The following is a 24339-nucleotide window of genomic DNA, read 5'->3' as shown; positions in this document are numbered from 1 at the left end:
TCTGCAAATAAACTTGAATGGAAGAAGAATTTGAATTTGGTTTTACCGAAGATCCAAAGTTTTCGGTAGAACGCTACGAGGAAATGATCCGCAACCATGATCAGTACTTCTTTGATGCGCAGGCTTTTGAAAACATCATCGACTACTACATCGAAAAGAACGATCCGGCGAAAGCCTTGCAGGTATCAGAATACGCACGTAACCAACACCCCTTTGCGGCTGTATTTTTAATAAAACAGGCGCAGCTGCTTGTGGTAACCAATCGCTCAACCGAGGCCTTCGCCGCCCTGGATAAAGCCGCCATGCTGGAAGCCAGCGATGCCGATATCTATATTATCCGCGGTAACCTGTACGAGAGTATGGAACGCAACACCGAGGCTTTGGAGAACTACGAAAAGGCGCTTGACCTTGCCGAAGAAACCGACGAAATTTTACTGCATATAGCCTACGTTTACCAAAACATGGGCGATTACGATACGGCCATAACTTACCTGAAGTTGTGCCTTAAACAGAACATGGAAAACCAGGATGCCCTGTACGAACTGGCATTTTGCTACGATGTTTTGGATAACCAGCAGGAGAGCGTACAGTTTTACCAGCAGTATATTGATAACGAGCCGTACAGCTATGCCGCCTGGTATAACCTCGGCAATGCTTACACCAAGCTAAGTCTTTTCGAAAAAGCTATCGACGCTTACGATTACGCCATATTGATCAAAGACAGCTTTGCATCAGCCTACTTTAACAAGGGTAACGCTTTGGTTAACCTGGAGAAATATGCCGAGGCGATAGATGTTTACCGCGAAACCTTTGAGTACGAACAACCCAATGCCGATACTTATTGCGCTATTGGCGAGTGCTACGAAAAGCTGGAGCAGATGGATGAGGCGCGGTCGTTCTACAAAAAATCGGTTAAGATGGATCCTAAACTGGCAGATGCCTGGTTTGGTATTGGTGTAACGCTCGATTTTGAAGAGCGCTATTTTGAGGCCCTGCACTTTTACAAAAAAGCGCTCGATTTGGATATTGCCAATGCCGACTACTGGTTTGCCATTGCCGATGCCGAATACAAACTGGGCCACATGCCCGAAGCAGAAGCCGCCTACGAAAAGGTAGTGGAGCTGAACCCGCTTGATGTGGATGCCTGGCTGGATTACTCATCGATATTGTATGAGCAGCAACGTTTGGTTACCGCTATCGAGATCATGTCTTCGGCCATAAAAAATAACCCCGAAGCGGCAGAGTTGTATTACCGCATGGTAGCCTACCTGTTTGCCAAAGGCGAGTACAACGAGGCCCTGAGCTTTTTAGAAATGGCGCTAACTTCCGACCCGGAGAAACATTACATCCTGTTTGATTACCTGCCCCAGCTGCAGGAGAACAAGGTGATAGTAGATATTATTAACCGGTATACGAAGTAAGAGATGTGCGAATGTGCAGATATGCAAATGTGTAGATGATCCTTTCATCTGCACATTTTTTGTTTTAACGGTAAACGAATATTCCAACATCTCCATATTCGCACATTTGCAATTTGCACATCTTCCCGGCATCTGCATATCTGCACATTTGAAATCTGCACATCTATTTTTTAATCTGCACATCAATACCGACATTTGCGGCGTTAATACTTTTAGTTATAAGCTATAACTCAACGCGCATCTATACATGAACTATCATATAAACGATCTTCCCGAACGTACCGCGAAACCCCGTAATAAAGGCCTTACCATGGTGATGGATAAGGGGCTTAGCCTTCGCCAGGTGGAAGATTTTATTGAAATGGGCGCTGGTTATTCCGATCTGATAAAACTGGGCTGGGCAACCTCCTACGTGTCGCCAAACCTGGATGCCAAGCTAAAGTTGTATAAAGATGCCGGTCTGCCGGTCTATTTTGGCGGTACGCTGTTTGAGGCGATGATCGTACGCGGGCAGTTTGAGGATTACTGCCGCATATTGGATAAATACCAGATGGAGTACTGCGAAGTATCTGATGGGTCCATTGATATTGAGCATGATGTGAAATGCGAATACATCCGCAAGCTGAGCAAACAGATCACCGTAATATCTGAGGTGGGCTCTAAAGACATCCAAAAGGTATTTGCTCCATACAAGTGGATAAAACTGATGAATGCTGAAATTGAGGCAGGTAGCTGGAAGGTGATTGCCGAAGCGCGCGAAAGCGGCAACGTAGGCATCTACCGCGATTCGGGCGAAGTAAGGCAGGGGCTGGTGGATGAGATCCTCACCCAGATTCCCGAAGAAACCATTATCTGGGAAGCCCCTCAAAAAGCGCAGCAGGTTTGGTTTATAAAACTCATCGGTGCCAACGTTAGTTTAGGCAACATCGCACCGGCAGATATCATCCCGCTGGAAACCCTTCGTTTGGGGATCAGGAGCGATACGTTTGAGCACTTTTTGAAGTAGGGGAATACAGGGCATCGAATTCAATCGGAAGGTGCTCAATAGTTAGTATTGGCGGCTAATGATATCCCGGCAAAATTCACGTAACTCATTATCTCTTGTTTCATCCTCTGCAATTTGCTTTGCCATACTCATGTGCTTTGCCTTATTATACCGCAGAAGCCCCAAAATACATTCAACATAAGTTAAGAAGAAATCGCCGCGCTCCTCCAGTTTTTTTAACTGGATCCTTTCCGCTTGCTCCGATTCGAGGTATTTTAAAAGATTAGCAGCCTTCCAGGCGAGTTCCCCCTTATTATTGATGATCCATGCTTCTAACTTTGCAATAAAATTTGGAGGAACAGCAAACTCGTCATCAAAAGAGCTCTCTTCTAATAGATTTATAGCAGCATATAAATAATCGGTTAGCCAGATATCATTCCTATCAGCCAAACTAATTTGATAAAGAAGCGGCCCTATAAAATCAGAGTTTTTAAGTTCAGAAAGCAATGAAGCAAACTTGTTTGTGTTATCTATTTTACCGGGCTGGGCAATTAAACCGATTAATTCATTTTTAAGTATTGTAAAATTATCCACCAGCAGGTCATAAAGAAGATCCAGTTTGTGATTTATATCGGTCATAGGTTATAGAGATGGTAAGATTTTACTAATGTATCCTTTTTACATTACAGATTAATTGTAGTGGCATCTTCAAATTATCCAGATTGCCTGGTGCCTTACAGCAATGACGATTTGGTTAGATTTTTCCACCAAACAACCCACCACCCCAAGCGTTATTCTTAAAAAGACATAACCATGAACGACCCCAAAGATAAAGCATCCGTACCACAACCAACAGACGATCCAAAGGTGGATGCTGCTGAACAGGCGGTGATTACCAATACGGATGAATCTAACAAGATTGTAAATACCGATGATGCCGTGGCCGATATGGATGGCATCACCGAAACCTTAAGCAAATCGGAACCCTCTACGGCCCTCAATGCCGACCGCAACATAACCAACAGCGAAGAAGCAAACAGCGATGAACCGGTTGTAAACTGACCGGATTGCATACGCATAGGTGCTGTGCTACCTACGTATAAATAAATACGTAATACACGGTATATGTAGCAAGGTGTTATCCCCTACTTTTATAGGGGATAACACTCAATAGATGCATCAAATAATACCCCCCTTATTATTGCTCCGCCTACAAATAAATTATGGGCTTAGCACTATCAGCATAATTTGCTTTATATTTATTCTCTCCGCCGGTTTCGGGTATCTTTTTTATAATTATTATTTATTAAGACAATTAGTTGTTGTGCAAAACGCGGTTATTAAGCAGCAGATTGTAGCCACAACGGGCATTATATATGCCGGGGAGAACGAACGGCGGCGCATGGCGGGCGATCTGCATGACGGGGTAGGGCAACTGCTTTCGGCGACCAAAATGAACCTGGACACATTGCTGGAACGCCTGAAAGCGACAGCGCCGGAAAACCTGGAGTTAATTATAAAAACCATTTTTATGGTTGATGAGGGATGCAGGGAGGTGCGTGCCATTACCCATCAGATGATGCCCAAAGTATTGCTGAAGGCGGGCCTGGTGCCGGCCCTGCGCGATTTTGTGAACAAAATAGAATCGCGAGATTTAAAAATTACGCTGGAAACGCTTGTTCTGGAGAAACAATTGAATAGTAACACAGAAATAGTGCTTTACCGCGTGGTGCAAGAGGCCGTGAACAACGCGGTAAAACACGCCAAAGCATCATTGCTGGATATTCAACTAACGATAGATGGTGACGGCGTATCTGTTACGGTAGAAGATAACGGGCAGGGCTTTGATACCAGCCGCCGGGCAGAATTTGAGGGCCTGGGACTAAAGAATATTGTTGCCCGGGTAACTTATTTAAAAGGAACTGTAGATATATCATCGTCGCCGGGGATGGGAACACTGGTGGCCATACTGATACCTTTAACCTAAATTATGAGCACTAAAAGTATTTTTATTGTAGACGATCACCAGATGGTGATCGACGGGCTAAAACTGATCATCAGCACCATCCCAGGGTTTGAAATTATTGGCGAAAGCACCAGTGCGGTGCGCGCGCTTGATATGCTGACCACTGCGAGTCCTGATATACTGCTCACCGATGTGAGTATGCCCGAAATGAGCGGTATAGAGTTTACCCGCTTGGTAAAAAAGAAGTATCCGCAGATAAAGGTGCTCGCCTTATCCATGTTTAGCGAGAGCCAGGTAGTTGCCGAGATGATAGACGCCGGCATCTCAGGCTATATTCTTAAAAACACAGGCAAGCAGGAATTGATAGAAGCACTGGGAAAGGTATCCATAGGTGAAAACTATTTTGGGCCCGATATTACCCTGCAGCTGATGAAATCCTTTAAGCGCAGCCAGGAGGAATCGCGCCTTACCGATAGGGAGATAGAGATCATCAGGATGATAGAGCAAGATTTTGGCAACAAGCGCATAGCCGATATGCTTTTCATCAGCGAGCGCACGGTAGAAACCCATCGCAAAAATATCCTCCGTAAAACCAATACCCAATCTGTTGTAGGGTTGCTTAAATACGCCTACGAGCGTAAAATCATCTAAACAGCCGCTGATAAATTACCATAACCAATTGCCGACTGCGTATTACCACGTACTTAAATATGCCCTTACATCGGGATTGTACCGCGTCTGTTTCTTTGTCAATTTTGTTTCAAACAAACACCAAAACAAAACACGATGAAAAAGATCAAAGGGGTAATTCTACTGGCAATGATAGTTGCGGTTACAGGTATATCTTCCTGCAAAAAAGATGGTTCAAATAACCCGTCAGGCGGCGCGGCTACCGTTAAGGCTACAAACTACGGGTTTGATGGTACAGGTGGTGCAGCATTCAGCAGCACTGCTGCGGGTATTGTAAAACTGGGTAATATACTTACCATTACAGCCGTTAAAGACGGTACTAAAGAATCTATCACCATTGTTTTAAATAACGTAACCGGCACCGGTACATTCGATCTGTTACAGGACAACACCAGTGGCCACGGTGCCATCATATCAAAAGATTATACCAAACCTGCCGACGGCACTTTAAATTACAGCACCGACTTACCAAGCAGCACCGGCGTTAAAGGCGGCGGCGAAGTAAAAATAACCTCACTAACCAGCACCACAGCCGAAGGCACATTTTACATTGTTGGGCATAATTCAGCAGGTAAGGATGGCTTTGCCGAACAAGGCACTTTCACAGGTAAGGTTAACTAAGCGGCCTAATTGTAAGTTCTCAAAATAGTTTTTATGTAAAAGCGGCCCCGAATTTCGGGGCCGCTTTTTTTTATTTTTTGCTGTGTGAGAATAACCAGGGGATCAGCTCCGGCTCGGCGAAGGCATCGTCCCAACTGTTGTGGCCATCATTGGGGTAAATGGTGTATTTGGGTTCGGCCCCGGCTTCTTTAAGGGCAGCTACCATCACATCCGAGTGGTCTACCGGTACTACGTTGTCCTTACCGCCGTGGAAGACCCACATCGGTACCTTTTTGGCGTAGATGCTGGCATTGTTGGTATTATCCCCCCCCACAAATGCTAAAGGCTGCCGCAAAAACTTTTGGTTTGCGTCTTAATATTTCAAACGTACCCATACCACCCATGGACAGCCCGCCAACGTAAACCTGTTTTTTGTTGATATAGGGTTTATCCAGCATTTGGTCTACCAGTGCAACCAATGCGCTCATGGCGTGGGTTGGTTCCCCGCCTTCCTGGAAATGGAACTGCCATTTTCCGGTGGCGCTGGTATCCATTTTTACATTGCTCCAAAAACTGTTGGTTGGGCATTGCGGGTAAACAACAATGGCCGGGTATTTTTGGCGGATGGTATCGTTAAGGAATAATTTGGGGCCGTAGGCAAGCTGCGCATCGTTATTATTGCCGCGTTCGCCGGCGCCGTGCAGCACAAATATGAGCGCGTACTTTTGTGTTGGGTTAAACTTTTTAGGGAACAGGATCCGGTAAGGTAGGGTGTCGGTTTTGTTGATAAACGAACCCCTGTCAAACGCGGAGTTTACCTGCGCCTGTGTAAAAAAAGGAAATGCCAGGTACAAAGCACCCAGCATTCCTGTTATTAGTATTATTTTAAACTTCATCTGTTCTGTTTAAGGTAAGCGTTATATGTTGGGTTACTATGTAAACGTAAATAAATTAAATTCCATTTACGCTTCCCAAAATATTTTGCTTCGCGATGCCTTAAACAAATTATTTTTTGCCGATGTAGGGGCTTTGGAAATCTAATTTCTTCAAACCGTTCTGCACTTCGGGGCAACTCATGAATAAGTTCCAGAGCAAGCCGCTGCGGTAGTTCTCTATCATCACTATCTCCGGTCCCTGGTCAATGGCTAAGTACGATTTGCCATACCAATCTTTCGATTCGCTAAAGGCATCGGTAAAACCGTATTCGCCCCATATCTTATCGCCCAGGTCATAATAAAAATGGCGCAATGCCTGCATAGAGTACTTTGGCGTATACGGGAATGCCGATATAGCCGCGGTAGGTGTAATAACCCCCAGATCGTTAGTTGGCGAGTGGGCGTTATAACCTTCAAAGTTATCACTGGCAGTTAATCCCCAGGTGTTCTCACCGTAGCCTTTGAATTTTTTAGGGTTATCAATACAGTATGCGCGGTTGATAAGGGTATGGTTCAAGTTCTGCTCCCAGTAGTCGGCATAGCGGTCTTTTAAACCTGTTGGGTTTAAGCCGAGGAACGAGTATTGAGAAAAGAACAGCGGGCCGCCATAATCAAAACCTAATGGCAGTTTGTAGCCATAAAAAGTACGGCCATTTTTAAAGAAATCGCTTTGCGCCCAGCCGTTGTGGTAAACGTTAGCACCAACGGGGTAACGGTCTGCTGATGCGGCGAGGATATAGGTGATGAGGCACTCGTTAAAGCCGCGGATGGCGAAGTTCATGGCCCAGCCATAATTAGGGCTCCAGTGCCAGTACAGGTTGTCCCTGCCGCCTTGTGTGAACCAATCCCACTCCATTTCGCTCCACATCCATTGTATCCGGCCGCGAATATGGCGTTCCTTCTCGGTATCGCCTTTAAAATATTGTTTCGCGCAAAGCAAGCCCTGGAAAAGGTACGCCGTTTCTACCAGGTCGGCCCCATCATCGCGGCGACCGAATTTAATGGTTTTCCCTGTTTCGCCATTTAACCAGTGCGGGAACGCACCGTGGTACGAATCGGCTTTTACCAAAAAATCCACCATCTTGATCATGCGGTCAAGCGCTTGGTCGTGAGGGATAAATTTGCGACTGTCTGCCGCTATCAGCGCCATAATGCCAAAGCCCGAGCCACCTACGGTAACCACTTCGTTGCCATAATCAAAAGCAACGTTGCTGCGCTCGCGCGCGAGGCCGCTGGTAGGGTGCCCAAAATCCCAAAAGTAACGGAAGGTTTGGCGTTGCACCACATCTAAAAGGGCGCTATCGCTTAAGTTTTTAATGATGCCAACCGGCTTAATGCCCTCGGGGGCTTTCGCGGTTTTTTGCGCGAAACTGCCTACTGTTATTAGTGATAGCAGCAAGAGGGAGTATATCTTTTTCATTTGATCAGTTTAATATTGTTATAAGTTAGGGCTGGTGAAGCCAAGGCCCTTCATGCCGGTTTTTATTTCGGGGCAGCTCATAAATAAGTTCCACAACAGGCCGGTGCGGTAATTCTCAATCATTACAATTTCGGGTCCCTGGTCTATCGCCAGATAGGAGTTGGCAAACCATGGGTTAGTGAGGTTAAAGGCATCATAAAAGCCATAGTCGCCCCAAAGTTTATCGCCCAGTTTATAATAAAAGAAGCGCAACGCCGCCATGGATTGTGTTGGCGTATAAGGCAGCGATGATATAGCTGCCGTCGGCGAGATCACCCCAACATCATTAGTTGGCGAGCTGGCCGTATATCCACCCTCAATATCGCTTGCGGTAAGTCCCCAGCAATTTGCCCCGTAACCATTATTGTTGTTTGGGTTTGCTACGCAGTAATTGTAATTGATAAGTGTGTGCGCTTTGGTTTGATCTTCGTAATTGGCATACGCATCTGTAAGTCCGGTAGGGTTTATACCGAGGAAGGAGTAATGTTCGAAGAATAGCGGCCCGCCCTGCGACGAACCCAGCGGTAGTTTAACACCATAAAACGTGTTCCCATTCTTCATGCCGCCATTGCTGGCCCAGCCATTATCATATACCTCTTTGGGGATGCTATGCGTTGGCGACGATGCTGCCAGCGCGTACACAATGAGCGCTTCGTTCCAGCCGGTGATCTTCATATTAATGGCCCAGCCGTTGCTCGGGCTCCAGTGCCAGTACAATACGTTTTGGCCGCCCTGCCTAAACCAGTCCCACTCTACATTGCTGTAAAGGGTATTAATATCGGCACGTAAGGTTGCTTCGTCGGCAGTTGCGCCGCTGAAATACTGGCGGGCGGTAAGCAGGCCTTGTATGAGGTACGATGTTTCTACCAGGTCGGCACCGTTATCTAAAGCGCTGAATGGTTGCACCGCGCCGCTTGTGCCGTTTAGCCAGTGCGGGAACGCACCGTGGAAAGTAACCGCCTTTGTTTTCAAAAAACCTACTATCTTTTGTAGCCGCGCCAAACCATCGGCACGACTAATAAAACCGCGGTTAACGCCAACTACCATGGCCATAATACCAAAGCCCGAGCCGCCCGTAGTGACGATATCGCCGCTGCTGTTGCGCTCGCGGGCGAGGCCGCTTATGGGGTGCCCAAAATCGTAAAAGTATTTAAAGGTTTGTTTTTGCACGAGTTCCAGCAGGGCATCATCGGAGATGGCTGGGAATTTGTCGTTAGGGTCAACAGCGGTGGTTAGCGTAACGTCAACCCCCGACTGCAAATTGCCGCCTGTGCTTGATTTAAGCGCCGTGGTGACATTCAATGTATACTTTTGTATAGCATTAAGCGTGGCCGAAATTACGACGGTGCTGTCGTTGTTTTCATAAGTTACCGTGTAGGGGGCGAGCCCGCCGCTGCGGTCTTTCAACGTTAGCGCGTTGCTTACCGAACTATGGTTTATCGCCGCCTTGAATGATATTTTGATGGAGGGGGTGCTGTTAACATTTACATAAGTAAAGCCATTAAAAACGCCGTTCACCTTCAACGCGTTAAAAGTAAAGGACGTTGGCGTAACGGGCGGCGGCACCGGCGGTGTGGGGTTATTACTTTTACCGCAGGCAAACAGCACAAACAGCACACTTATCCCCGCATACATCTTTAAATCTCTCATCTCTTAATCGTTGTTTTAAAAGCCTGCTGCTTCAAAAAATCACAAAAAAAGGCTGCCCGGTTCTTATGCCGGACAACCTCAAACCCAATCAAATATTACTTTCCTCTGCCTTCGAGTTTAACAATAGCGCTAACTTCTAAATCGGTTAGTGCCTTGTTATATATCCTTACTTCATCCAGTTTACCTGTCAGGAAGCTTGCCCATGGTTCAGAACCGTGCGATGTTGTTTGGCTTGGGCTGGTCATAAATTGCACACAACCAAACACAACTTTGCCGGTGTTTTTAAAATTCAACGGACCGGTAAGGCCGCCAACGGTTGCCTGTTTTACCCTCGAACCATTAACGTAAAGCTTGCAGTTGCCGGATACCTCGTCATACGAAACACCGATGTTTACAAACTTATCAAACAGGTTAGCTACACCGTCAACAGCAAATGTTTTATCATCGGTTCCGTTAAACATGTGGATCCTTAATTTGCCGTTTTCGTTTGTGCTGCCGTTTTCAATGAAGATCTCCAGGTTGCCCCAAAACTGTGTAGTGTTGGCCAGGCTGAATAAACCAATAACACCGGTTGATGGCGGCGGGGTACTCACCCATTCGGTAAGTGTAAAGCTTTTAAGGCCCGTTACGCTGGCGGATGGGTTGGTTAATACCCATGCATTTGTACCACCCTGTAAAGCGCGGCCTTTAACACCCGCGTTAAACAAGGTGCCTGTAGCGGTACCGGCGGTGTTTGATACGCTATCGACAAGGTTGTCGTCAAAAGACCATTTTGCCACCAGGCTTGATGTTGCTACTCCGTTTGAGCTGGTATAGCCGCCAATATCTAAAGCTGGTGCATAGGTAGACGCATCAAACTTTTTTTGGCAAGATGATAAGCCTACACCAATTAGTGCCAGGGCCATCAATTTTATATTTAATTTTTTCATGATGATTTTTCTCTGAATTGATTAATAACCCGGGTTTTGTGTTAACACGCCAACAGCAAGGTCAATTTCGTTCTGCGGGATAGGCCAAACTTCGTTTTTGCCTGCTTTCCAGCCTTTAGGGCCAAATACCGTGGCAGCACGGCCCTGGCGGATCACATCGAAATAGCGATCGAACTCCATGGCAAGTTCTACTTGGCGCTCATGCCAAATGGCTGTACGCAAAGCACCCTGGTCTGTAGTGGTTACTTTTGGCAAAATGGCAGCATTGCCAGCACGTGCACGTGCCCTTACCAGCTCTAAAGAGGCTATCGCCTGTGCCGAATTACCTGTTTCGTTAGCGGCTTCTGCATTCATTAGCAATACTTCGGCATAGCGGATAACCCTTACGTTTTGGTCCTCGCCCTGGTTTGAAGAGAAGGGAACGCTTTTAGGTACATACGATTTTTGATTGTACCTTGGGTTTGGCCCTGTTAGTTCAATTACATCACCCTGTGGGGTGGTTTCGCCTCGGAAGATGATGGTTGCATCCATACGTGGGTCGCCTGCTTCAAATGCAGCCACTAACGCATCGGTAGGTACGTTGAAGCCCCAGCCAAGGTTTAAGTTGCCAGGTACGCCCTGTATTTGCGAATACTGACTTGAGGATGCACCCGGGATAGCTGCTAAATTCTGACACTGGATCTCGAAAACAGATTCGGAGTTGTTTTCGTTCGCTATGCGGAATGATTTTTCAAAATCGGGGAACAACGAGTAGCCTAAGCCCATTACCTGGTTGGTGTAGGTTAATACATCGGCCCATTTCTTTTGGTACATAGCAACTTTTGCATGCAAAGCCAATGCGGCGCCTTTGGTGGCGCGGCCAATTTCTGCAGAACCATAAGTTTGTGGCAATACTGCGGCAGCATCTGTAAGGTCTGTCTCAATTGCAGCGTAAACTTCGGCCTTAGCTGTACGTGGCAGGTTGTATTCGGTTGCATCTTTTGGCACATGCACCCTTAAAACTACATCGCCAAAAGCGCGTACCAGCCTAAAATAATTGTACGCACGTACAAACTTAGCTTCGGCCAGGTAGCGGGTCTTCAGGGTTTGGTCCATTGAAATATTCGGTACGTTATCAAGCACCTGGTTACAAAGGTTGATGCTTTGGTATTGTCCGTTCCAAAAATCCTGTAATTGGCCATCGGTAGCGGTTACGGTGAAGTTGTCATAACCGTTCATAAAGCTTGCGTCACCGGGCGTGCTGCCTTTTTCGGTCTCGTCAGACCCAAGGCTTTCCACGGCCATAGGGGCAAACGCTGTTTCTTTCCACTCGCGCAGGTTACCATAAATAGAGTTTACGGCTTTAGTGGCATCGTCCTGTGTCTTAAAAAATTCTACACTGGGTAGCTGTGCCTGTGGCGGCACATCTAAGAAGCTTTTTTTACACCCCTGCGTAATCATCAGCACCGCACATGTACTTAAAGCGAGTGCGTATTTAAAGTTTTTGTTAAACATAACCTAAGTATTTTTTATTGTTAAAAAGTAACATTTACACCAAAATTGTAGGTTGCATACAATGGGAATGCACCGTTATCAATACCTGCATTGGTAGGCGAGCCACCAATTTCGGGGTTAAAGCCTTTGTAGCTGAATGAATTGTAAACGTTTTGAGCGCTTGCAAACACCCTCAGTTTTTTCATGAACATTTTGTTAGCTATGCCCGATGGCAGCGTATAACCCAATTGCACGTTGCGGATACGGAAGTAAGCGCCACTTTCTACGAAGAATGAGTTTGGCTTGTAGTTATTACCGCCGCCTATGTTGGCAGATGGATAGGTAGTTGAAGTACCCTCACCATGCCAGCGATTGTCGTAAAAATCTTTTGTAAAGTTTTCAGAACCATACCGCAGGCCTTTGTTTGCATTGTATATATCAACACCGGCTACACCTTGCAGATCAACGGCAAGGTCAAACTCTTTGTAGGTAAACGAGGTGTTTAAGCCGTACAGATATTTAGGATTTGGATTACCGATAACAGTACGATCCTTCGCATCTATTACGCCGTCGCTGTTCAGATCTTTGTACCTGAAATCGCCCGGTTTAGCATCGGTTTGTTTTGACGCTGCAATCTCTGCCGCATTTTGGAACACGCCATCAACCACTAAACCATAAAACTCTCCAATTGGCTGGCCTAAAATGGTACGGGTGCTTAGCTGGCCGCCTGTTGCTGCCGCGCCGCCACCATAAATAGGGTTTGCACCGGTAATGGTTGATAGTACTTTGTTGTTATTGATGCTGAAGTTACCATTAATGGAGTAAGAAAAATCTTTACCCGCCTGGCCGCGCCATCCGGCAGAGAACTCAAACCCCTGGTTTTGAAAAGTTGCCTGGTTACCTATAATGGTACCCCCGCTTGTTCCCAGTGAACCTAAAACAGGGATAGCGAATATGGCCTGCTCTGTTTTCTTTTGGTAGTAATCAGCTTCGAAAGTAAGGCGATTGTTAAGGAACGACATCTCTAAACCGATATCGGTACCAACACCACGCTCCCAGTAAGTAAGCGGAGGTACGATGGTGGTAATATTTGCACCCGTTGAAGCCGAGCCATTGTAAATAGCCGCGAAGCCGCCCGAGTTGTTGACGGTTAATACCGACAGGTTTGCCGGAACCGAAGCGTTACCTATTTTACCCCAGCTGCCTCTTATTTTTAAGTTATCGAAGATATGCTGATCTTTCATGAAAGGCTCGTTGCTGATGATCCAGCCTGCGCCCACTGAAGGGAAGTAACCCCAACGCTGGTTGCCGATGAATTTAGAAGAACCGTCGCCACGCATAGAGGCGTTTAACAGGTACCTGTTTTTGAACGAGTAGTTGATCCTGCCGAAATAAGATTCGTAAGTTGCCAAAGCACCGCCATCAGATATTGAGCGCGGGAAAGCGGTATCGTTTGAACCTAAGGTAAGGTAAAGGTCACCATCGCTGGTGTAAGGCACATTTTGCGCGGTAGCGTTAATGTTGTATGATTTGTAACGCTGAGACGATTGACCCGCCAAAACAGTTAAGTGGTGATCTTTAAAAGTCTTGTCGAAGGTTAACGTGTTCTCCTGGATCCAGTTCCTTACTTCGGCCCTTGATACGTTCAGGTCGCTGTTATCATTAAACTGGGCTGCAGTTGCTTTATAAACGGGGTTATAACCCAGCACTTCTGCCTGGCCAAATTCGCCGCCAAAGCTGGTGTGGAATGTTAAAAAGCTCGCCAGTTTAATATCGGCAAATACATTACCGGTAATACGATAGTTTTTAGAACGCGAGTTAAAAAAGTCTACCTGTGCCTTTGGATTGTTGGTAACGTTACCAATAGGGAAATCGCTTGGATCGCCATAAGTACCATCGGCATAAAATACAGGTACAACAGGCGATGCGGTGAATGCCTTGTAAATAAGGCCGCCCGGTGCGTCTTTAGATGTGCTGTGTTGCAATACGGCATTATAACCCAGTTTTAAAAACTTGGTTGCCTGTACATCCTGCTGTAGGTGAGCCGTAATACGGTCATAATCGTTACCGGTGGCAACGCCTTGTTGTTTAAGGTAACCTGCCGAAAAAGAGTAGCTCGATTTATCGGTGCTTCCGCTAACGGTTAAGTCATGTTTCATGGTGAAGGCATCGCGTAAAACGGTGTTTAGCCAGTTGGTGCCGTCTCCAAATTTGCCCGGATCGGCAAACGTAAGCGGATCGTTAGGGAACTGGATTTTGTTCAGTTCGTTGATCAGCGTTGCGTATTCGGTGCCGTTGGCCAATGCAGGCTGATTGGTAACTTTTTGCCAGCCGGCGTAAGCGCTGTAATTGATTGATGCCGCGCCTTTACCTTTTTTGGTGGTAACCAATACCACACCGTTGGCTGCACGCACACCGTAAATAGATTCGGCCGAGGCATCTTTCAGGATGCTCATGTTTTCAATATCGTTCGGGTTTAAGAAACTGATATCATCAAACCAAACGCCATCTACTACGTAAAGCGGGTTAGCGTTACCATAAACAGTACCAATACCACGGATACGGATCTCCGGAGAAGAGCCGGGGCTGCCGTTATTGGTAATTTGTACACCGGCAACTTTACCCTGTAAAGAGCTTATTGCGTTGGTAGAAGCTTGTTTAGAAATGTCTTCTCCTTTTACTGACGCAACCGAACCGGTTACATCCAGCTTGCGTTGCGTACCGTAACCAACTACTACAACCTGCGCCAGTTCGTTTGTGCTGGGTTGTAATTTGATATCAATGGCGGTTTGCCCGTTCACCGGGATAGACTGTGCAGTGTAGCCTATATAAGAAACCTGGAGGATTGCGTTTGATTCGGCATTTAGCGAGAAACCGCCGTTAACATCGGTTTGGGCCCCTATGGATGTACCTTGTACGCCAACTGTTACGCCGATAAGCGGCTCGCCTGTTTTAGCATCGCTAACTTTACCTTTTACGATAATGTTTTGCGCCATGGCGAAAGTTGAGAAAAAAGTAAACAATAGAAGTAACCCCGAGATTGTATAAATTCTCTTCATAGTGGGTAGTGATTTGTTGGTACTTGAATTAATTGGTTTTTAGAAGCAACGAAATTGAGGAGTTAATACAATTTTAACAAATATTGTTCCTCTACATTATTACATCACAATGAAAACACTTTCTCATCTGAATTTCATAAAAAACACAAAATACTGTATATCAATTAATTGATAAATAGATAGTGTAATTTGTACATACTACAAACTTCTTAAAAGGCGTATGGTTTACACTATGGGGTATGAGAGGTAATGATGTAGTATTATAGCTCGATGAGAAACTCCACGAGGTTCTTATCGTGCTCCAGGTTGAGCTTTTTACGGAGCCTGTAACGCCTTATTTCTACACCGCGTAAGGAAATGTTTAATAACGAGGCCATTTCTTTACTGCTCATGTTCATGCGCAGATAGGCGCAAAGCTTCAGGTCGTTGGGTACCAGGTCGGGGTGGTCTGTTTTTAGTTTTTTGAAGAAATTCTCATGCGCTTCGTTAAAGCTGCGCTCAAAAATGTTCCAGTCGCGCTCATCGCTCATGCCATCGTTTATCACGTTATGGATCTTTTTCAACTGCTCTTCCGAGATCTTTTTACCGGCGCTATCCTTAAAGTTGTTCAGTTCATCGCTTAACTTTTGCAGCAGTTCATTTTTGTAAACAATGTTCATGGCCGAGTTTGCCAGCTCGCGGTTCTTGCTGGCGAGGTCTGCCTGTAGTTGCTCGTTCTTAATGGTAACGATGTGCTGCTCGTTGGCAACCGCTTCGCGGCGCAGAAACTCCTCTTTCTCGCGCTGGAGCTTCTCCTGGATCTCTGCCTGGTGGCGGCGCAGTTTAAGGCGGTAGTAATGTCTGATGATGTAGTAGGCGAGGATGACCAGTAGTACATAAAACAAAAACGCCAGGTTGTTGAGGTACCAGGGCGGCAGTACCTTAAAACTGAACGCGGTTATTGCTGATACGTTCTCGTCGTTTATTTTGGCGCGCACTTTAAAATTGTAGGTGCCCTGGCTTAAGTTGGTAAATTCCTTTTGGCTCTGCAGGCTCCAATCGCTCCATTGACGCGAATACCCCTCTAAGAAATACTGGAATTTTATTTTGCCCTGCCGGTAATAGGGCAGGCTGTACGAGATACGGATATTGTTTTGGTTGAAGGGGAGCTCGAGATCATTGTTATCTGTACCGATATCACTGATGACCGAAACCTTATCCGTAATGTTTTCTACCTGCCTTATTAGTACCGTTGGCAGCTTTTGCCTTTGCTGCTGGCGGGCATCCTCATCGTTCAGGATAACAAAACCATCATCAACGCTGATGAGGTAAATTTGGTTATTAATGAGGTTGATGTTCTCATAGTTACGCAGCATTTGACCGTCGAGCATACTGAACCTGTTGGAATCGATGGTGAGTTTGCCAGGAATCGATAGGTCTGCCAGGGCAACTTTACCGTGGTTGATGAACCAGTATTTTTTACCAACCGCCGCTATCACCTTGTTGGATGTGGAGAAGGTATGCAGGCTGTTGTTTAATTGGGTGTATTTGTAAAAGCGATCAGTAATATCATCGTACACGTAAAAGCCCGACTCGGAGGAGAAAACGATGCGGTTATCTAAATTGAAAACCCCGATGTTGTAGCTATCCGGCAGGCCGGAACTTTTATCGTAATACTTTTTGGATGCCACCCGTTTCATATCGGAGGTGAGGGTAACTTTATAGATGCCTTTATAAGCGTGACTCACCCAGATCTGGCCTTTGCTATCTTGCTCCACATACCGGGAAGGTTCGCCAAAGCCTTCTACCTTATTTTCGAACACCCAGTTGCCGGCGGCATCTTTATGATAAATAATAAGGCCCGTATAAGTACCCTGGATAAGGCGGTTGGTGTTGAATTTTTTCAGCGTCCACCCGCCGCTAAGTGATGTTATTTTGGTGATGCTGCTGCCGTTCACCTGGAAGGTACCATCGTTATGGCCGCAAAGCAGGCGACCGTCCTGCAGGGAGAGTTCCCACACCTGCCCCTGCGAACCGGGGATCAGCTGAAAATCGAAGGACTGAAATAAGCCCTTGCTGCCCGGGCTTATCCAATCGCTATAAAATAGCCCCTGGTTGGTACCCAGGTAAATTTTGTTGTTGAAGATGATGCTGGAATAAACCGTGCCGAAGCGCCCCGTTTTATCGAAGTAGAAATAAAGCGGGGAATTTACTTCTATCCGGTCGATGCCATTATCCAGCCCCACCCAAAGGTTCTGCTGCGCATCTGTATACAGGCTCAATACGGTGTTGTTTTGCAGCCCACTTGATTTGTTGATGTGCTGCACCACATTGCCCGCGGTATCAATAACTACAACCCCGCTTAAAATGGTACCATAGGCAAAATACTTGCCCGAGATAACCGCGCCATTATTCAACTGGTAGTTCTTCAAAAAATCATTCGCCTGGTTTTGCCAGGGGGTTATTTGCTTGCCATCGTAAATAAACAAACCGTTTTTGGCGGTGCCTATTAAATATTTGCCTTGCTGAAAGGGGAGGACGGAGAGCACACGGCTGCCCAGGATATTGCTGCCTGCTATAAAACTTAATTTGTCTCCTTTTAATTCGAACAGCCCCGCATCAACTTCCTCTACAAAATAGCGGCCGCCCGGGCGGAAAAGAAAGAGGAAAGGCTTAGGGGCTTTGATAACGCTTACCCGCCCCTTGGCATAAATATAGATGGAGCCGAAGGATTGAAAGATGACCCTGTCCTGCTCGATGTAGATCTTCCAGGTTTCCTCGTTTATGGGCTGATATTGTTTGGGAACGAGGTGGATGAGCGACCGGTATTTTAAAAAGCCATTCTCGTTTTCCCAATAACCAAATTCGCCAAAGCCACCCGAGTATATTTTGCCTTTACCATCTGCCGCTACCGAGCGTACAATTAGTCCGTTGGGCATACGGTTTAGCTGCCAGTATTTGCCATCGAAGCTCAGTAGCCCTTCATCGTTACCAAAATACATTACGCCATGCTCATCCCTGGTGATGGACCAGTTTTGATTGCCCGATTGGTATTGCGCCTTGGTGTAATTTTGTACGTAGGGCACGCCAATGCTTTTAATATCGGCCGCGAAAGCGCCAATATTTAAAACAACCAGTAAAAAAGCCAGCAGAACGTGTTTACGCATAGGATGATGGATAGCGATAGGTAGCCGCTAAATTTGATACGAAAATACAGTTTTGAGATTGAATAAAAAGAAATAAGCTTACCGGTGGGGTTTGGCTAAAGCCGAGCTTCTGGCTCGATATTCCGTCGGTTGAAACCGACGGCAATGAAGGAGTTGTGGCTGTTTATTATTCCCACGGTTAAACCGAAGTAATTAGAGCAAGATTTATTGGAATTACCCCTTTATTGCCGTCCCATTTATGAGACGGATAATTGGCGATCGATCGGGCTTTAGCCGAAATAAGCCTTACTATCCTTTTAGTTCCGATTTGATTGCGCTAAGCAAGTAATCAATCTGTATTTTATATTTCGGGTAGAGTTGCTTAATGTGTGGATTTACCCGATAAAATATGGCGCTGTAATTTTTAGAGTTCAATTTGGAATTGTCGGGACCTGCATTATAATGGTTGTTTACAAAGCCCCATACCAAATGCCCCAGCAAACGCTTATCTGTTCCGATGACAGAAAGTACATCTGCCGGTTGTTGAACAAACAATCGTTCAAAAGAAAAAGAGAGCTGTTCTTCGGCCGACCCGGTATGCCTGTTTAAATAAGCTATATATTCTTTTATAGCCCTGCGACTATTGGCCTTTAGGCAGATATCGCCGAAAATTTCGGTACGTGATGCAATAACCGAATCCTGACGCTTCGCGTTTTTCGTGGTATAATCATAGCATTTGCCGGCTTCCAGTTTCTTGAATATCTTCAGCCCAGCCGTAAATGCCGGATCTGATACCGTAGCTTGGTTTGATAGTGTAAAAAGCTTTTTAAAATCGTTGGGGCTGCAATTGTTTTGCCCTAATGCCATCGAGGCAAACAGCAAACATACCGTTAGCGCACTTCTCATGAAATAAAGATAGCTATTAATCAGCTAATTGCAGCTTATCGCCCTTTTTAGCCGTATTTACCGGCTGTGGCACTTTTACGTAATAACCTGTGCCATCATAAACACGCTTGCGCGGATGCTCATTACAGGCATCGCTGCAGCAGCCATTCATGGCGGTGCCACATTCATCGCACTGGGTAAAGTGTTCGTTGCACTCGGGGTTGGCGCAGTTGATCATCTTAGGCGTGGTTTTACCGCAGTTAAGGCAGGTAGATATCACTACCGGGTTTACGCTGTTCACATCAACCGAAAGACGGTTATCAAATACATAGCATTTGCCTTCAAAATCTTCGCCGCCGGTTTCTTTGCCATATTTAATAATGCCGCCATGCAGCTGGTAAACATCGGTAAAACCCTCGTGCAGTAGCAAAGCAGATGCCTTTTCGCATTTGATGCCGCCGGTGCAGTAGGTGAGGATCTTTTTATCTTTATACTGCGCCAGTTCGTTTATCATGGCCGGGAAATCACGGAAGTTCTCGATATCCAGCGTAACCGCGTTTTTAAATTTGCCCAGGTTGTGCTCGTAATTTGAGCGTACATCAAGCACCACCACATCGTCGCGATCCTTCATCGCCAAAAACTCGGCAGGCTCCAAATGTTTGCCGGTTTGTTTTTGTGGATTGATCATATGAGGGTCGCGCAGGCCCGAGTGTACGATCTCCGATTTATACCGGCAATGCATTTTTACGAACGACGGCTCATCAACCTCATCAACTTTAAAGTCGATACCCGCAAAGCGCTCATCAGCGTGCAGGGTGTCCATGTAGGTTCTGCAAGATTCAGCAGAGCCGGAAACGGTACCGTTCAAACCTTCTTCGGCAACAATAATGCGACCTGTTAACGCTAAGCTTTTACAGAATTTTAAGTGATCGGCAGCAAATTGCTCCGCATCGGCTATTGTTGAATAACAATAGTATAGTAGTGTGTTGTATTTTGCCATAAACCATTGATACTGCTGCAAACAGTGTTAAATGAGACGCAAAGATAAGGATTTGGGCGGAAAGGTAAAAAGCAACAACTAACATTTATAATGGTGCAACATTGACACAATAGCCTCTTTTTTTGCAAAAAAAACTGTTTCACAACTAGTGTTCCATAGTTTTGCGTTTTTCATTTAAGCGCTTGACAATTAATAATTTACATGTATTACCTAAAGGACAGGGGTGTTCCAAAGTGTTTCACAAAAAACTGTAAAATGCTGATAATCAATGTTGTTTTGAAAATAAGTGTTCCACATTGCAATTGGAACACCCCTGCCTAAAAAGGACAGGCACTTACCTTATACCATAAAATATCCTGAATCCTTGCAGGTACTTTTTGTTGCCGGCGTAGGAGATACCATAATCCACCCGGAAAATGAGGCGCTGCACGCCTACGTAGAACTCGCGGTAGCTGGGGTTGCCTTTGGTGGTTAAAAAGTTGACCCCTATTACTTCTTCCAATTTTAAACGGCGGAGGTAAGGGATCTTATTTAATAACGAACCTGCAAAATTATGCTGATAGTGAGCCTCTAAAAAGCCGCCGTTGGTGCTGTAGGTGTAAAAAGGCAGGAAGTGGAAACTACCGATGTAGGTAGGGTCGAACGTGGTACCCTGGTTACCTAAGTAGTGGTAGTAATCCATAAAATACAGTTTCTTATTATTAAAGTAACCGCCGCCGATAAGCTTAAATGAAGAATAACCTGACAGGCCGATACGAATATTGTATTGCGAAATATCCGCAGATGCAAAATCGTAGTTTACATCAGAGCCCAACACATTATCAAAGCCCTTGCGGTAGGTAACTGTAAGCGTAGGATACTTAGATGGCAGGTTGAATTTACCGGTCGGGCGTGTAATATATTGCTGATCGAAAGTAAAGGTAGCAGCTGTGGTAAACGATAATGCCTGGTGTGTTGGGAATAAAAAGGAGCGGTCATCAGGTGGTGTACCTGCCGGGGCCAATGGGTTATTGGAGGTGAATTCCTTATCTTTCACATCAACCAAATGCCCTAAATTGGTATTGTAAAGCTGGCGGCGCCCCGAGTAGTTGAGGCTCGCGCTCCATAGTACGCCGTTGGCAATTTCCCGCTGGTAACCAAAAGCACCAAATTGGGAGCGGTAATATTTTACGTAGTTGTTTTCGCTCAGGATGGTACTCAGCGTATTAAAATAGAGTGAACGGGTGCCAACGTTGTTCAGATCGAGCACATCGCTGCCAAAATTCACCCAGAATTTGGCGTTATGGAAAGGGTCGTTTTTGTACTCGGTAAGTATATTGGCGCTGAATAATTTATTGGAGAATCCATACCGCACAGCAGGCGTAATAGCCAGTGAATGGAAATCATCAATGGTACGTGTATAACGCACTTTAGCATTTATACCGAAGCCTTCTACCGTATTGTAATAAAAAGTTTGGAGGAATGGGAAGATATAAAGCGAGTCGCGTTCGGTGCGGTCGCTGGCGCTATAGCCAAATATCAGGTAACCCGGATAATTGATGCTATTTTTGGTATGTTGAAGGGTATCCAGATACGCCTCGGTTTTGTGGTAGGCGGCAACGCTGTCTTTTTTCTCGTAATCGCGTATTTCCAACGGTGTTAAGGGGACAGGGCGATTTGCGGCCCAGTAATTTGGAGTTTTAATATTGGCAGCTGTATCAATTTTGAGTATCTCTCCGGTAAAATACTTGTCAGGGAAAGTTGGGTTGAGCTTATAATTGTTATAAATACCCTGGTAATATCCGCCAAATTTAAAACCCAAAACCGAGCCTTTGAAGTTGAACAATACCGAAACCGGCATCCATACGCTATCGGTAATAGGGATATATTGTTGGCGAACCTGCAGGGTATCTACCAAATTAAGCGAGTTGGATTTGCCCTTAAGCATCAGGTCGACACTGTAAATACGCCATTCGCCCTCCACAATATAAATACTGCCCGTAAAATATTGCCCATACTCGCGTTTAGGGATTACCTGGATCTTATATATCGTTTGCCCGTTCTGTATGGTGCTCCCCACAAGCTGATAACGGTAGAACGTGAAAGCGTTTGATGCCACCGGCGATACATAACCGCGGGTACTTAACCCGGGGATGGTGAAAACATTATTGTAAAAATTAGCCTGCAGGTCTGATGCTTTGTTATACCCAAATGCCGTGTTGATACCCGCGCTTTTTGAGGCGATGGTGATCTCGCGAACTTTATCGGGCGATTGATAGTTAAAGGTTGATAACGATTCGGACTGATACAATATGCCCCGGCCCAGCGAGTCGAGGTCGAGCGCGCGGGTAACTACTTCGCTGCGTAATGATTTTGGGGTGCTTAAAAGCTTTTGTACGCCTTTAATATAAACCGCGCAGGAGTAGCCTTTAAGCTCTTTCAAATGCGCTTCGCGTTTTTGGAGCACCATGCGCATAATGGTATCGCCGGGGTCCTGGTTGCGCCTCCACTTATCAGATACCTGGCTAAACTTAAACTCTTCGTCGACTAATTGGATATTGTGAACTTCGTCATGATCAGTAATGGTAATGGTTTCTGACAGAACAGTATAACCTGCCAAACGGTAAACCACATTGTAGGTGCCCGGGCTTAGTTTAAAATGGTAAATACCTTCCTCGTTGGCCGTGGTACCGTATGTTGAACTGCGGATGTAAACAGACGCAAAAGGTATAGGCTCGTTTTTTTGCCCGGTAATTTTGCCCGACAAAATATATTGCTGCGCTGAAGCGCTAATTGCAGTGAATAAAAAAACAAGAAGGGGTAAATATCTTTTCATAGGTTTTACAATTAATATTATTTAGGCCAAAATGTTTGTTTACTGCTGTAATATATTAAAAATGTTGCATGTAAGTGTTCATTTGGCGGTAATGTTTAATTTTGCAGCCTAAACAGCTATTTTATGTACAAAACATTGCAGCCGGTTTTACAGCAGGAACTTGCCGGTATTGAAGAAGCGGGACTTTATAAACGGGAAAGAATAATTACATCGCCGCAGGGTGCGGATATTACTGTGCAGGGCGGTAAAGAGGTGATAAACTTTTGCGCCAATAATTATTTGGGCTTATCCGGTAACCAAAAAGTGATTGATGCGGCCAAAGCTGCAATGGATACACATGGGTACGGCTTATCGTCTGTTAGGTTTATTTGCGGTACGCAGGATATACATAAAGAGCTGGAGAAAAAGATAGCCGATTTTTTAGGCACCGAAGATACTATCCTTTACGCTGCTGCTTTTGATGCCAATGGCGGCGTGTTCGAGCCACTGTTTAACGAGCAGGACGCTATTATTTCGGATGAACTGAACCACGCTTCCATAATCGACGGCGTGCGTTTATGCAAAGCCCAGCGCCAGCGCTACAAGCACGATGATATGGCCGACCTGGAAGAAAAGCTGAAAGCAACGCAAGGCCTGCGCCATCGTATTATTGTTACGGATGGGGCTTTCTCCATGGATGGCACGATAGCCCAATTAGATAAAATTTGCGCTTTAGCGGAGCAATACAATGCTTTGGTAATGATAGACGAGAGCCATTGCAGCGGTTTTATGGGCAAAACCGGCCGCGGCACGCACGAGCATCACAATGTAATGGGTAAGATAGATATCATCACCGGTACCTTAGGTAAGGCATTGGGTGGCGCATCCGGCGGCTTTACATCAGGCCGTAAAGAGATCATCGATATGCTGCGCCAGCGTTCGCGCCCGTACCTGTTCAGCAATACGCTTGCGCCAGCCATTACAGGCGCATCTATAGCAGTATTGGATATGCTGAGCGAAACTACCGATCTGCGCGATAAGCTGGAAACCAACACCCAATATTTCCGCGAGAAAATGACAGCTGCCGGTTTCGATATAAAACCGGGCGTACACCCCATAGTGCCCGTAATGCTTTACGATGCCAAGCTTGCACAGGAATTTGCCGCCAAAATGCTGGAAGAAGGTATATACGTAATAGGATTTTACTATCCCGTTGTACCACAAGGCAAAGCCCGCATCCGCGTACAGATCTCCGCCGCGCATGATGTGCACCATTTGGATAAGGCTATCGCCGCTTTTACCAAAGTAGGTAAAGAACTGGCGGTGATCAAATAAATGTTACGTATAAGTTTTTTATATTTGCACGTA

Annotated in this window: 19 protein-coding genes; 7 read left to right on the top strand and 12 right to left on the bottom strand. The window is 45.7% G+C overall.

Annotation, left to right across the window (positions count from 1 at the left end):
• Positions 1 to 17 precede the first annotated feature (17 nt).
• Together ABIX36_RS02230 and ABIX36_RS02225 are read left to right on the top strand one after the other, a co-directional pair.
• Positions 18 to 1421, top strand: a complete 1404-nt coding sequence (locus ABIX36_RS02230; protein WP_348080532.1) for a tetratricopeptide repeat protein — start codon at positions 18 to 20, stop codon at positions 1419 to 1421.
• A 247-nt stretch (positions 1422 to 1668) separates the two neighbouring features.
• Positions 1669 to 2427 carry a phosphosulfolactate synthase gene (locus tag ABIX36_RS02225; protein WP_348080531.1) on the top strand — a complete coding sequence of 253 codons (759 nt, stop codon included), beginning with the start codon at positions 1669 to 1671 and terminating at the stop codon, positions 2425 to 2427.
• 42 nt (positions 2428 to 2469) lie between these two features.
• On the opposite strand, the gene ABIX36_RS02220 is transcribed toward ABIX36_RS02225, so the two are convergent.
• Positions 2470 to 3045 (bottom strand): hypothetical protein, encoded by a 576-nt coding sequence (locus tag ABIX36_RS02220; RefSeq protein ID WP_348080530.1) that lies wholly within the window; start codon positions 3043 to 3045, stop codon positions 2470 to 2472.
• Positions 3046 to 3219: 174 nt separating this feature from the next.
• On the opposite strand from ABIX36_RS02220, the gene ABIX36_RS02215 reads away from it, so the two are divergent.
• From ABIX36_RS02215 to ABIX36_RS02200, 4 genes are all read left to right on the top strand, one after another.
• Complete coding sequence (locus tag ABIX36_RS02215; protein WP_348080529.1) at positions 3220 to 3468, top strand: hypothetical protein; 249 nt, start codon at positions 3220 to 3222, stop codon at positions 3466 to 3468.
• 262 nt (positions 3469 to 3730) lie between these two features.
• A complete protein-coding gene (locus ABIX36_RS02210; protein ID WP_348080528.1) occupies positions 3731 to 4393 on the top strand; it encodes a sensor histidine kinase in 663 nt (220 codons plus the stop codon).
• Between the two features lie 3 nt (positions 4394 to 4396).
• Complete coding sequence (locus ABIX36_RS02205) at positions 4397 to 5023, top strand: response regulator transcription factor (protein WP_348080527.1); 627 nt, start codon at positions 4397 to 4399, stop codon at positions 5021 to 5023.
• A gap of 135 nt (positions 5024 to 5158) precedes the next feature.
• Positions 5159 to 5683 (top strand): hypothetical protein, encoded by a 525-nt coding sequence (locus ABIX36_RS02200; RefSeq protein WP_348080526.1) that lies wholly within the window; start codon positions 5159 to 5161, stop codon positions 5681 to 5683.
• 70 nt (positions 5684 to 5753) lie between these two features.
• Here the strand turns inward: ABIX36_RS02200 and ABIX36_RS02195 are convergent, their stop codons facing one another.
• The 11 genes from ABIX36_RS02195 to ABIX36_RS02145 all read right to left on the bottom strand — a co-directional run bounded on the left by ABIX36_RS02195 (position 5754) and on the right by ABIX36_RS02145 (position 22992).
• A complete protein-coding gene (locus tag ABIX36_RS02195) occupies positions 5754 to 6017 on the bottom strand; it encodes a prolyl oligopeptidase family serine peptidase (protein WP_348080525.1) in 264 nt (87 codons plus the stop codon).
• Positions 5983 to 6558 carry an alpha/beta hydrolase-fold protein gene (locus ABIX36_RS02190; protein WP_348080524.1) on the bottom strand — a complete coding sequence of 192 codons (576 nt, stop codon included), beginning with the start codon at positions 6556 to 6558 and terminating at the stop codon, positions 5983 to 5985. Before ABIX36_RS02190 ends, ABIX36_RS02195 begins: the two co-directional genes overlap by 35 nt.
• Before the next feature lie 109 nt (positions 6559 to 6667).
• Positions 6668 to 8017 carry a glucoamylase family protein gene (locus ABIX36_RS02185; protein ID WP_348080523.1) on the bottom strand — a complete coding sequence of 450 codons (1350 nt, stop codon included), beginning with the start codon at positions 8015 to 8017 and terminating at the stop codon, positions 6668 to 6670.
• 18 nt (positions 8018 to 8035) lie between these two features.
• Complete coding sequence (locus ABIX36_RS02180) at positions 8036 to 9706, bottom strand: glucoamylase family protein (RefSeq protein ID WP_348080522.1); 1671 nt, start codon at positions 9704 to 9706, stop codon at positions 8036 to 8038.
• 95 nt (positions 9707 to 9801) lie between these two features.
• Entirely contained in the window at positions 9802 to 10635 is an 834-nt protein-coding gene (locus tag ABIX36_RS02175; RefSeq protein ID WP_348080521.1) for a LamG domain-containing protein, read from the bottom strand.
• Between the two features lie 21 nt (positions 10636 to 10656).
• Entirely contained in the window at positions 10657 to 12129 is a 1473-nt protein-coding gene (locus ABIX36_RS02170; RefSeq protein ID WP_348080520.1) for a RagB/SusD family nutrient uptake outer membrane protein, read from the bottom strand.
• Between the two features lie 20 nt (positions 12130 to 12149).
• A complete protein-coding gene (locus ABIX36_RS02165; protein ID WP_348080519.1) occupies positions 12150 to 15104 on the bottom strand; it encodes a TonB-dependent receptor in 2955 nt (984 codons plus the stop codon).
• 323 nt (positions 15105 to 15427) lie between these two features.
• Positions 15428 to 18313, bottom strand: coding sequence for a triple tyrosine motif-containing protein (locus ABIX36_RS02160; protein WP_348080518.1), 2886 nt, complete (start codon positions 18311 to 18313; stop codon positions 15428 to 15430).
• Positions 18314 to 18601: 288 nt separating this feature from the next.
• Complete coding sequence (locus ABIX36_RS02155; protein ID WP_348080517.1) at positions 18602 to 19198, bottom strand: hypothetical protein; 597 nt, start codon at positions 19196 to 19198, stop codon at positions 18602 to 18604.
• A 16-nt stretch (positions 19199 to 19214) separates the two neighbouring features.
• The gene (locus tag ABIX36_RS02150) at positions 19215 to 20177 is read right to left on the bottom strand and encodes a rhodanese-related sulfurtransferase (protein WP_348080516.1); all 963 of its coding nucleotides are present in this window, start codon (positions 20175 to 20177) and stop codon (positions 19215 to 19217) included.
• A 334-nt stretch (positions 20178 to 20511) separates the two neighbouring features.
• Positions 20512 to 22992, bottom strand: coding sequence for a DUF5686 family protein (locus ABIX36_RS02145; protein WP_348080515.1), 2481 nt, complete (start codon positions 22990 to 22992; stop codon positions 20512 to 20514).
• Positions 22993 to 23115: 123 nt separating this feature from the next.
• Here ABIX36_RS02145 and kbl point away from each other — a divergent pair, with 123 nt between their 5' ends.
• Complete coding sequence (gene kbl, locus ABIX36_RS02140; protein WP_348080514.1) at positions 23116 to 24306, top strand: glycine C-acetyltransferase; 1191 nt, start codon at positions 23116 to 23118, stop codon at positions 24304 to 24306.
• The last annotated feature ends 33 nt before the right edge of the window (positions 24307 to 24339 follow it).

The organism is Mucilaginibacter sp. (assembly GCF_039925265.1).
Classification (GTDB): domain Bacteria; phylum Bacteroidota; class Bacteroidia; order Sphingobacteriales; family Sphingobacteriaceae; genus Mucilaginibacter.
This window is presented reverse-complemented; position numbering and strand designations above follow the sequence as displayed.